The organism is Streptomyces torulosus (assembly GCF_001419765.1).
In the GTDB taxonomy this organism is placed as follows: domain Bacteria; phylum Actinomycetota; class Actinomycetes; order Streptomycetales; family Streptomycetaceae; genus Streptomyces; species Streptomyces torulosus.
The window spans coordinates 1-11,470 of sequence record NZ_LIRK01000563.1 but is presented as its reverse complement, the minus strand read 5'-3'; the positions used below and the strand labels follow the sequence as shown (position 1 = coordinate 11,470).

The following is an 11,470-nucleotide window of genomic DNA, read 5'->3' as shown; positions in this document are numbered from 1 at the left end:
ACCGAGGGGTGTTCGGCCGAGCGCCCTCGGCCGAACACCCCTCGGTCGGGCACCCCTCGCCCGAGCAGCACCCCTCGGCGCCTCGTCCGGCGAGGTCACGGCGCACGCGCCGGGCGCACGTACGTACGCCTGCCGTCTCACCCGTACGGCGCGTGACCGCCGTGCGACGCGCTTCGTTGGTCCCGATGCCCGTGCCAGCCAGGTCCGGGTCCGAAAGAACCACGCGTGGCTCCGCTGGAGCGATGAGGCGTCCGGATCGTGCCGTGCGCCGTGGGACCTCGCTCCAAAGTTGTGACCGGACCGCAGGGGACAGCAGCCCGGTCACTCAACTGAACGGTCGGCTCCGGGGACGCCCGGGGCCGACCGGCGGATTGTTCCGAGGGCGGCGAGACGGTTACGGAGGCCGTCAGCCGCCCGGCACGATGCAGGAGCAGCCCGCACCGCAAGGTCGACACCCGGTACCGCGCCCCGTGCGCGCGTCCGACCTCCACCCCCCACCAGCGGCGCGACCCCCCGGCGCCGCTGCGAGGCACCGGCGCTGCCCTGACGTCGGTGCTGACGGCGAAGGGCCCCGTGGATTCGTCCCACGGGGCCCTTCGCCATGCGTGCCACCGGCAGATCGCCGTTGAGCGGCCTCAGCTGAGCCGCAGATCAGCGCAGATCAGCGGCAGATCAGCCGGCCGCCTTCTCCAGCTTCGCGACCTGCGCCTCCAGCACCTCCGCCGGGACCTTCGCCTTGTCCGCGTCGAGCATGTTCATCGAGTAGAACCCGATGAGCGTCGAGCCGCTGCGGACCACGGTGAAGGACATCGGAATCTTGGCGCCCTCGATGTCGCCCTTCAGCTTGTACGAAACGGCCTCGTCGCCCTGCTCGGGGGCGGGGAGGGCCTCGATGCCGGAGTACTTGTTGCCGACGTGCTCATACTTCGTGCAGTTCTCGGTCGCCTTGCGCAGGTCGGCCATCACCTTCTCGGCGTCGCTCTGCTCGTGCGCGGCGAGGGCGAGGGAGATGACGCTGCCGGAGAGCTCGTCCTTCGGGGTGACCGTGCGCCCGGCGCGGGCCTTGGCCTGCGGGTCCGAGGTGAAGAAGAACATGTTCGCGATGGGCTGGCAGGCGGCCGGCTGCGCGGGAACGGTCTCGGCGGGCATGTCCTCCGCCGGCATGTCGGCGATGGTGTAGCCCTTGACGTCGCCCTTCGTCAGGGCGGCCTTCTGCAACTGGGCCTCGGTCAGCGCGCCCTGCCCCGCCGGCTCCTTCGGCTTCTCGGCCGGGGCGGAGGAGCCCGCCGAGGGCTTCTTCTCCGCGTCCTTGTCCTCACCGCCGCCACCGCACGCCGCGGTGAGACCCAGCGTGGCCACGACCGAGACGGCCACCGCTGCTCGCGACATCTTCGACTTCATGTCCCCCACCCTTTACACCTTGCGCTTCTCGCATCACACAGGGGCCCCACAGGGCCCATCGAACATGTATGTGACATCCAGCCCCATGGGTTCGTTGCGTCACTCCCGCCACATTCACATGTGACTCACGTCACTCCAGAAAGCTGTGATCCGGAGGGCAACCCTTCGCATGCCTCGCTTGTCACACCTGGCACACGAGAGAAGGACCCGCGCTCGGAGGGGGGTGCGGGTCCTTCTCCGCTTCTCTTGAACGACTTCCCGGCTTCTCCGACTGCCTACTTCTTCGGCGGCACCGTCGGCACCGGCATCAGCGGCAGCCGCAGCGCGCCGAAGGCGTCCGCCGGGACCGCCGGGTTCACCGGCTCCACCGGGCGGAGGCGTTCGTACGCCGCTCCGGGGGCGGGACGGTGGTCGGGCTCGTCCTTGTTCGGCCAGTACGACATCGCGCGCTCGGCCTGGGCCGTGATCGTCAGGGACGGATTGACGCCCAGGTTGGCGGAGACCGCGGCGCCGTCGACGACCGAGATACCGGGGTGGCCGTAGAGGCGGTGGTACGGGTCGATGACGCCTTCCTCGGGGGTGGCGCCGATGGGACAGCCGCCGAGGAAGTGCGCGGTGAGCGGGGTGCCCATCAGTTCGCCCACGTTGCTGCCGGCGAAACCGTTGATCTCGGCGGCGATCGTGGAGGCGGCGGCCGAGGCGGCCTCGATCTGCTTGGGGTTGGGGGCGCCGTGGCCCTGCCGGGCGGTCAGCAGCCCCTTGCCGGGGCCCTTCGGCTTCAGATGCGTCGTGAGCGAGTTGTCGAGGGACTGCATCACCAGGCCGATGATGGTCCGCTCGGACCAGCGGCGGTTGGACAGCGAACGGGCCACCAGCAGCGGGTGCCTCGTCGCGTGGGCCAGCCAGCCGAGCACGCGCGACGCGCCCGACGCCGTACCGCCCGCGTACGGGACCTGGAGGATCGACAGACCGCCCATCGCGTTGGAGCCCTTGCCGTAGCGGACCGGCTCGATGTGAGTGTTCTCGTCGGGGTGGATGGACGAGGTGATGGCCACGCCCCGGGTGAAGTCCACGTCGGCCCCGTGGGCCTTGCGGTAGCGGCGCTGGTCGGTCTGGGCGCCGACCAGGGCCTCGGAGTTGGTGCGGGTCAGCATGCCCAGGCGGTCGGAGATGTGGGGCAGCTGGCCGCCTGCCTTCATACGGTGCAGCAGGGTCTGGGTGCCGTAGGTGCCGGCGGCGAGGACGACCCGGCGGGCCTTGAAGACACGGCCCCCGGAACCGCCCCTGCCCTTGCCCCGGCCCGCCTTGCGGCGTTCGTCGGTGGGCAGGGTGGTCACGGCGAAGCCGCCCTGCGAGTCCTCGGTGAGGGCGACCACCGTCGTCATCGGGTGGACGACCGCGCCCGCCTTCTCGGCGAGGTGGAGGTAGTTCTCGTTGAGGGTGTTCTTCGCGCCGTGGCGGCAGCCGGTCATGCACTCGCCGCACTCGGTGCAGGCGTTGCGGGCCGGGCCCGCGCCGCCGAAGTACGGGTCGGGGACCTGGTCGCCGGCCGCGGCCTTGGCCTTGCCGTCGGCGTCCTCGCCGTCACCGAAGAACACGCCGACCGGGGCCATGTGGAAGCTGTCGCCGACGCCCATCCGTTCGGCGGCCGCCTTCAGATGCACGTCGGACGGGGTCATCGTCGGGTTGAGCCGTACGCCGAGCATGCGGCGCGCCTGGTCGTAGTACGGCTTCAGCTCCTCCTGCCAGTCCGTGATGTCCTTCCACTGAGGGTCCTCGAAGAAGGGCTTCGGCGGGACGTACAGGGTGTTGGCGTAGTTGAGGGAGCCGCCGCCCACGCCGGCGCCGGCGAGCACCATGACGTTGCCGAGCAGGTGGATGCGCTGGATGCCGTACATGCCCAGGGCCGGGGCCCAGAGGTAGTTCCTCAGGTCCCAGGAGTTCTTGGGCAAGGAGTCACGGGTGAAGCGGCGCCCTGCTTCCAGGACGCCGACCTTGTACCCCTTCTCCGTGAGGCGCAGGGCGGTCACGGAGCCGCCGAAGCCGGAGCCGACGACGATGACGTCGTAGTCGTACGACACGTGTTCTCCTCGCTGAGAACGGTCCTGGTCTGCGGGCCGTATGTGGTTGCTCGCGCTCACGCGGCGGAGCCGCACATCGGTACGGCCCCGCGCCCCCGGGTCGGCTACCTGAGCCGGAGCGCCTTCATGACCTTGAGGCTGGTGCTCATGAACTGCGCGTACTTCTCGTCGTCCATGCCGAAGGCCGGGGCCATCGGCAGGACGCGCTGCTGGGCGACCGTCTGGGCCTCGGTGTACTTGAGGATGCCCTCGGAGCCGTGGCGGCGGCCGAGGCCCGAGTCCTTCATGCCGCCCATCGGGGACTGGACGCTGCCGTACGCGGAGGCGTAGCCCTCGTTGACGTTGACCGTGCCGGCGCGCAGGCGCGCGGCGACGGCGCGGCCGCGGCGGCCGTCCTTGGTCCAGACGGAGGCGTTGAGGCCGTACGCGGTGGCGTTGGCCTCGCCGATGGCCGCGTCCTCGTCCTTGAAGCGGTAGACGGAGACGACGGGGCCGAAGGTCTCCTCGTTGCAGACGGCCATGGGCTCGGTGACGCCGTCGAGGATGGTCGGCTCGTAGAAGTAGGGGCCGATGTCGGGGCGGGCGACACCGCCGGCGACGACCTTGGCGCCCTTCGCGACGGCCTCGTCCACATGCCGGGTGACCGTCTCCAGCTGGCGGTCGCCGACGAGGGAACCCATGTCGGCGCCGTAGGCGAGGGACGTGCCGAGGCGCATCGCCCGGGTGCGGGCGGCGAAGCGCTCCAGGAAGGCGTCGGCGACGGACTCGTGGACGTACAGGCGCTCGATGGAGATGCAGAGTTGGCCGGCGGAGGAGAAGCAGGCGCGGACGGCTCCGGCAGCCGCCTTCTCTATGTCGGCGTCCTCCAGGACCAGCATGGCGTTCTTGCCGCCGAGTTCGAGGGAGACCCCGACGAGGCGGGCGGCGGCGCCCTGGGCGACCTCGCGGCCGGTGCGGGTGGAGCCGGTGAAGGAGACGTAGTCGGCGTGCCGGACGACCTCGGGTCCGATGACCGGGCCCTCGCCGAGGACGACCTGGAAGACCTCGGCGGGCAGACCGGCCTCGACGAGGAGGTCACGCGCCCACAGGGCGGTCAGGCAGGTCTCCGTGTCGGGCTTCATCACGACCGCGTTGCCCGCGACGAAGGCGGGGATCGCGTCGCCGACGGAGAGTTCGAGCGGGTAGTTCCAGGGGGCTATCTGGCCCACCACACCGCGCGGATGGCGGAGTTCGACGACCTTGGTGAGGGTCGGTACGGCGCCGGTGTGCCGCTTCGGCTTCAGGTACGCGGGGGCCTTGCGGCCGTAGTGGCGGGCCGCGACCGCGACGGCCTGGACCTCCTCGTGGGCGTGCAGCCGGGCCTTGCCGGTCTCCAGCTGGATGAGGTCCAGCACCTCGGCCTGGCGCTGCAGGACGAGGTCGTGGAAGCGGAGCAGGACGGCGGCGCGCTCACGGACGGGCACCTGCGCCCACACGGCCTGCGCGGCGCGGGCCCGCACGTACGCCTTCTCCACGTCCTCGGGGGTGGACTCGGGCAGGTCGGCGAGCTTCTCGCCGGTGAACGGCGTGTGGTTGGCGGTCCGGCCGGAGCCGACCACACCCTTGGTGAGCTGGGCGACCAGTTCGGGGGTGACCACGTCGGCGGCGGTACGGGCGCCCGCCGGGGCGGGTGCGAGGGGGTTGGTGCCGGTCGTCCGTGCCGTGCCGGTCTTTGCGGGGGCCTGCGAGTCCGTCATGACGCGCAGGGTATTCCGGAGCGGACGACTTTGGGTACCCGGCGGTAACAGGCTTTCACCGGCCGCACACACCATGCCAGTGATCAGTGGCACGAAGACGCTGATCAGCGCGTTGTGCGCCCGCGTCGCGACTTGGTCACATCACGCGGAACGCCGGCGTCACCTCGGCGGGAGCGCCGGCGTCACCTCGGCGAAAGGGCCGGAGTCACCTCGGCGGGAGCGTCGGAGTCACTCCCTGAGGATCTTCAGCCGCTCGCGTGCCCCCTTGAAGACCGCGGTGCCCTTCTTCTCGTCCGGCGTGCCCTTCGGCATGTCCACCCGGAGTGCGAACATCCGGCTGTCGTCGGTGCGGACGATCAGTTCCAGGACGCGGGTGGGGGTGCCGTCCGCGTAGTGGGTGGTGTCGGCGAGCACCGCCTCCTGCCCGTCGAAGCTGGTACTCGTGTACTGCGCGGTGGACTTCACGCCGCTGCCCACGATGTCCGAGGAGTCCTTGGCCTCCTTCATGGGCGACGTGGACGCCTTGTCCCACTGGGTGAGCCGTACGCGGATGACCTTCTCGCCGTCGTAGGTGACCGTGCTGGACGTGCCGCCCTCGCCGCGCTTCTCGCCGGTCCGCTCGTACGAGCTCGGGAGGGACAGGACGGCGTTCATCTCCTTCTCGCGGTGGGCGACCCAGCGGGTGTCGGCGCCGGACGGGGACTCCGACGTGCCGGACTCGGGGCTGGACGAGGCGGGGCGGCCCGAGAACGACCCGATGTGAGGTTCGGGGACCGCGAGACGGTCGTCCTGGGCGCCGATCAGCGTCCCCACCCAGACTCCCCCGCCGACCAACAGGACCCCGGCGACGGCCCCGACGGCGACCAGCCGCCGGGACGGACGCCTGCCGGGCCGCCGGGCGGACACGGGCCCCCGTGCGTCGACGGTCACCGACGGGCTCGCCGACGAGTCCCCGGACACCTGCTCGGGACCGGCGGTGAGGGGGACCGCGGGGGCGTTCTCGGGCTCGGGCTCGGCCGGGGCGAGCGCCTCAGAGGTGTTCCCGGCGTCGGGCAGGTGCCCCGCATGCCGGTCGTCGGTCGCGGCGACGGCGGGTGCCGCCTCCTCGTGTAACGCCGTGCCCGGCCGTTCGCCCGCGAGTCGCAGGGTCCCCTCGTCCTCGCCCAGTTGCTTCAGCTCCGACGGCAGTTGTGTGTCCGGGGTCCGCCCCTCCGCGACGTCGGCCAGGATCCGTGCGGTCTGCTCGGCGTCGGGGCGGTCCGCCGGGTCCTTGGCCAGGAGCCGTACGACCAGGGGGCCGAGGGGGCCCGCCCCGGTGGGTTCGGGGGGCTCGGTGGAGAGGATCGCGGCGAGCGTGGACTCCGGGGACGTACGGCGGAAGGGCGACGCGCCCTCGACGGCGGCGTACAGGAGGACGCCGAGCGACCACAGGTCGGAGGGCGGCCCGGCGGCACCGTGCCCGGACATGCGCTCGGGGGCGACGAACTCCAGCGAACCGACGAACTCCCCCGTCATGGTGAGCGATTCCTCGCCCTGGACGTGGGCGATGCCGAAGTCGGTGAGGACGACCTGGCCGCGCGGCCCGAGCAGGACGTTGGCCGGTTTGACGTCGCGGTGGACGATGCCGACGCCGTGCGCGGCGTGCAGCGCGCCGACGACGGCGAGGCCGATACGGGCCGACTCGGCGGGGGTGAGGGGACCGTGTCGGAGCCGTTCCTGGAGGGACTCGCCGCGGACCCACTCCATGACGATCCAGGGGTGGCCGTCGTCGATGACGACGTCGTGGATGGTGACGGCCGAGGGGTGGTCGACGCGGGCGGCGGCGCGGGCCTCGCGGTAGAGGCGGTTGGCGGCCCGGCGGCGCTCCTCGTTCTCCGGGTCGTCGGGGTCGCCCGGCAGCCGGGGCTGCTTGACGGCGACCTCACGGCCCACCAGTTCGTCGACGGCCTGCCACACGGTGCCCATGCCACCGGACCCGATGCGCTCGGTGAGGCGGTAGCGACCGCCGACCAGACGATCGTCGCACTGGGTGGCCCGCCCGCCGAACCGGCGTGCGTCGCGCTGATGTTCGCCGTCATCACTCATGCGACATCAGTACCGCGCGGAAGCGGAACTTGTCGACGTACGGCCAGGCCGCCGGGCGCGCCGCCGGGCGGAGCGGCTTGCCGGTCGTCCCTCCGCGCTAACGCCGGCGGTTCCACAGGTCCTCGGCCCAGCCGTACCGTTCGCGGTGTTTGGGCAGGGCCGTGCGGCCGACGGCGGCGGCGAGCTTGCGCAACCGGCGCCAGTCCAGCGGCGGTTTGGGTTCGGGGACGCCGGGCCGGTCGCGCGGCACCCGGACGCGCAGGGCCTTGGGCGAGATCCGGCAGTGGACCGGGGTGGGCAGGACGAGGGCCTCGCCGTCGACGCCGACCTCGATCTCCGGCCGGTCGGCCTCGACCACGATCTCGTCGGCGATGAGGAGGCTGAGGCCGGGCGCGTTCGGCCCGAGGACCAGGCTCGCGGCGTCGGCCGCGCTCTCGACCCGTACACCGACCACGCCCAGCACCCCGGCGTCCAGCCGCTCACGTCGGCCGAGGCCCACCAGATCGTCACTCCGGTAGACGTTGTTGCTGACCAGCACGGCCTGGGGCGCGTCGATCACGGCGTCGCCGATCCGGGCGGTGAGCCGCGGACCGCGCTGGTGCGTGAGCAGTTCGGGCAACAGTTCCAGCGTGGTGCGGACCTTGTCGTCGCGGTAGGCGGGGCTCTGCACGACGGCCGCGTACGCGCCGAAGGACGCGTTGTTCACAAAGGGGTGGCCGCTGGCGTACCCGAGGTCGACATGGAGTTCGACGCCCTTGTCGGTGAGGGCGTCGAGGCAGGCGGCGGGGTTGTCGCGGTCGAGGCCGAGGTCCATGGCGAAGTGGTTGCGGGTGCCGGCGGAGATGACGAGGAGGGGCACGTCGTAGGCCGCGGCGATGGCGGCCACCTGGGCCTGGGTGCCGTCGCCGCCGGCGACGCCGAGCAGGTCGGCGCCCTCCCTGACCGCGTCCCGGGCCAGCACGGCGACGTCCTCGGGGTGCGCCGGGTCGAGCAGATGGACCCGGGCGCCGAGCCGTTCGGCGCGCTCCTTCAGCCGGAAACGGTCGACCTTCCCGCCCCCTGACTTGGGGTTCATGATGAGGAAGGGCCGGCTCGGCGCGGGCGTGCGGTGCTCGGGCACGTCCACCCGGTGCGACTTGGTCAGGCTGAGCGCGAACTTCCCGGACCAGACGGCCGCACCCCACAGCGCGGCCGACACGAGCACGACCCACAGCAGGTTGACGGCCGCGAACCACCAGATGACGCCCACCGGCGCGGCCACCGCCAGCGTGGCCGCCGCCACCCGGACGGCGCCCCGATGGGTCAGCACCCACCACAGCGCGGCCACCGTCAGACCGGCGCCCAGCAGCAGGCCCGCGACGAGCAGCAGGCTCGCCTCCCGCGCATAGCCGATCGGCAGCAGGACGGCCAGCGCCGCGCAGCCGAGGGCGGCCCGCGCCGCCCATCGCTGTCGCGCATGAGCCCGCACGTCCAGGTGTTCGATGCCCACGCCCGCCCGCCCTCCGCGCCGATCATGCACTTGACACGGCATGTTAGGGCCAGGGAGCGGGCCAAGGCGATGGCCTTCCGATCATCCGCGGGAACGCCGTCGCGAGTCCCGCACGGAGCCACGACCCGTGTACCCCCATTGGGGTCATGGTCGGGGTCCGGGCCGGTTCCTGGCGGCGCGGCGGGGTGTTGGGCGAGTCGGCGTGGCCGACGAACGCGGAGCCCGACACCCATGAAGATCACCTTTCTGCTGCACAACGCCTATGCGATCGGCGGCACGGTCCGGTCGACCCTGAACCTCGCCGGGGCGCTGGCCGCCCGGCACGAGGTCGAGATCGTCTCGGTCCTGCGGACGGCGGAACAGCCGCTGCTCGGTGTGCACGGCGACGTCCGCCTGGTCCCGCTGGTCGACGAGCGCCCCGACTCTTCGGCGTACGACGGCGGCCACGAGCTGATGGCGCGGCCCTCCGCGCTGGTCCCGCCCACCGAGGTCCTCGCCCACCGCTACACCGCCCTGACCGACGCGCGCCTGCGCGCCTTCCTCGACACCACCGACACCGACGTCCTCGTCGCGACCCGCCCCGCGCTGGTCGTCGTCCTCGCCGAGCACGGACCGCGGCACGCGATCCGCATCGGGCAGGAGCACCTGTCGTACGACAACCACGTGCCCGGGGTGCGCACGGCGCAGAACGAGGCGATCGCCCGCCTCGACGCGTTCGTCACCGTGTCCGCGCGGGACGCCGCCGACCACCGCCGCCGACTGCCCGGCCTGCGCACCCGGATCACGGACATCGCCAACGCCGCGCCCCGCCCGAGGGCCGAACCCTCCGACCTGCGGGCCCCGCTCGTGGTGGCCGCCGGGCGGCTGGTGCCGGTCAAGCGCTACGACCTGCTCGTCGAGGCGTTCGCCAAGATCGTCGCCGAGCGCCCCGAGTGGCGGCTGCGGATCCACGGCCAAGGGCCGGAGCGCGCGAACCTGCGCGCCACCGTCGCCGCGCACGGCCTGGGCGACCACGTCTTCCTCATGGGCCCGCACACCACCCTGGAGACCGAGTGGGCGAAGGCCTCGGTGGCCGTCGTCAGCTCCGCGTGGGAGTCCTTCGGCATGACCATCCTGGAGGCCATGCACGCCGGGGTGCCCGTGGTCGCCACCGACTGCCCCCACGGCCCCGGCGAGATCATCACCGACGGCTCCGACGGCCTCCTCGTACCGCCGGGCGACCCGGACGCCCTCGCCACGGGTCTGCTCCGCCTGATCAACGACCCCGGTCTCCGGCACACCCTCGGCACCGCCGGCCGCGCCACGGTCCAGCGGTACGAACCGGCCACCATCGCGGACCGGTACGAGCGGCTCATCACCGAGCTACTGGGCGCCCGCCGGCCGGGGCTGGTCGCGGGGATGGGGCGATGGCTGGGCCTCGCGGTGCCGGGGCAGGGGCGACGGGCGGGCCGTACGGCGCCGGGGCGGTGGATGCGGCGTGCGGTTGGTGCGGTTCCGGGGCGAGGTGCGCGGCGGGTCGGGGCGGCGCCCGCGACGGAGAGCGAGCACCGGCCGTCCCGTCCGTGGGGCGACTGCCGGGTCGACGCGCGGCGGGACGTACGGGTCTCGGTCGGCTGGACCGACGCCTCCGGACGGGACCTCGTACTCGTCCTGCGCCACCGCCACGGCGCCGACGAACTCCGGGTGCCGCTGGAACGGGAGGCGCCCCGCGTGCCGCTGGAGCAGGAGACCCCGCACCTCTCGGCCGACGCGCCACTGAAGCCGAAGGCAGCGGACGGTGCCCGCAATCCGTCGGACCGGGAATCGCCGGACGTCACCGGAGACCGCTGGGTCGCGCTGCTGAGCCAGACCCGTCCGCCCCTCGCCGAGGGGCGCTGGGACCTGTACGCGGAGCGGGCGGGGGACGGCGTCCGGCGCCGGTTGCGGGCCGGGCTCGTGGAGCAGCGGGGCCTGTTGACCTCGGAGTTCACCGGTGCGGGCCCGGTCGCGTGGTGGATCCCGTACACGACGAAGGACGGCTACCTCGCCCTGCGGACCTTCCACCGCGCCGCTCATGCCGAGGTCACCGCGCTGCCGGTCGGTGAGGGGTCGTCGGCCGTGGAGGGCGTCCTGCACGGGGCCGAACTCGGTGCCGGCGCGGCGCTGGTGGGTGTCGCCCGGGGTGGGGAGGCGGCGGACTTCGAGGCACCGGTGGAGGCCACCGGCGGGCGCCTGCCCGAGGGACATCCGTTCCGTGGGCGCCTGTTCCACGGGAGGCTGCCTTCGCTGCCGGGGCCGACCGTGCCCGGCAAGGTGATCTGGGACCTGTTCCTGCGGCCCGTCACCGACGCGGAACCGGTCCGCCTCGGACGGCTGTTCGGCGACATCGTGGACCGCAAGGACACCGACAAGTACCCGGAGGTCACGCTGCCGGCGAGGTCGGGCGTGTCCGTGCGGGCCCGCTACTTCTTCACCGTCACCAACGACCTCGCCGTGAGCGTGTCCCGACCGGAGTGAGCCCCCGCCTCGGCGGGTCTAGCGCTGTGACCGGAAGGGTTCACCGGCTCGCGGCGTCCGGTGCGGCACCTCGCGGCGTTGTCGCATGACCCGAGTACATCCCAGTACGCGGGTCATGCTCCGCCGTGCGAGGCATCGCACCGGACGCCGCGAGCTTTCCGGCAAACCTTTCCGGTCACAGC

6 protein-coding genes are annotated in these 11,470 nt (G+C 72.6%); 1 reads left to right on the top strand and 5 read right to left on the bottom strand.

The window, feature by feature from the left end:
- Positions 1–672 precede the first annotated feature (672 nt).
- The 5 genes from AOK23_RS33400 to AOK23_RS33380 all read right to left on the bottom strand — a co-directional run bounded on the left by AOK23_RS33400 (position 673) and on the right by AOK23_RS33380 (position 8,792).
- Complete coding sequence (locus AOK23_RS33400; RefSeq protein ID WP_055716288.1) at positions 673–1,401, bottom strand: hypothetical protein; 729 nt, start codon at positions 1,399–1,401, stop codon at positions 673–675.
- A gap of 275 nt (positions 1,402–1,676) precedes the next feature.
- Positions 1,677–3,482, bottom strand: coding sequence for a GMC family oxidoreductase (locus tag AOK23_RS33395; RefSeq protein ID WP_055716287.1), 1,806 nt, complete (start codon positions 3,480–3,482; stop codon positions 1,677–1,679).
- 104 nt (positions 3,483–3,586) lie between these two features.
- Positions 3,587–5,218 (bottom strand): succinic semialdehyde dehydrogenase, encoded by a 1,632-nt coding sequence (locus AOK23_RS33390; protein ID WP_055716286.1) that lies wholly within the window; start codon positions 5,216–5,218, stop codon positions 3,587–3,589.
- Between the two features lie 228 nt (positions 5,219–5,446).
- The gene (locus AOK23_RS33385; protein ID WP_055716285.1) at positions 5,447–7,303 is read right to left on the bottom strand and encodes a serine/threonine-protein kinase; all 1,857 of its coding nucleotides are present in this window, start codon (positions 7,301–7,303) and stop codon (positions 5,447–5,449) included.
- A 97-nt stretch (positions 7,304–7,400) separates the two neighbouring features.
- Positions 7,401–8,792, bottom strand: coding sequence for a diacylglycerol/lipid kinase family protein (locus AOK23_RS33380; protein ID WP_055716284.1), 1,392 nt, complete (start codon positions 8,790–8,792; stop codon positions 7,401–7,403).
- Between the two features lie 231 nt (positions 8,793–9,023).
- Between AOK23_RS33380 and AOK23_RS33375 the strand changes: the two genes are divergently transcribed.
- Positions 9,024–11,288 (top strand): glycosyltransferase family 4 protein, encoded by a 2,265-nt coding sequence (locus AOK23_RS33375; RefSeq protein ID WP_055716283.1) that lies wholly within the window; start codon positions 9,024–9,026, stop codon positions 11,286–11,288.
- Positions 11,289–11,470 lie beyond the last annotated feature (182 nt).

Coding starts and splice junctions, on each gene's coding strand:
- AOK23_RS33400 (WP_055716288.1), bottom strand. CDS start 1,401: ATGAAGTCGAAGATGTCGCGAGCAGCGGTGGCCGTCTCGGTCGTGGCC.
- AOK23_RS33390 (WP_055716286.1), bottom strand. CDS start 5,218: ATGACGGACTCGCAGGCCCCCGCAAAGACCGGCACGGCACGGACGACC.
- AOK23_RS33385 (WP_055716285.1), bottom strand. CDS start 7,303: ATGAGTGATGACGGCGAACATCAGCGCGACGCACGCCGGTTCGGCGGG.
- AOK23_RS33375 (WP_055716283.1), top strand. CDS start 9,024: ATGAAGATCACCTTTCTGCTGCACAACGCCTATGCGATCGGCGGCACG.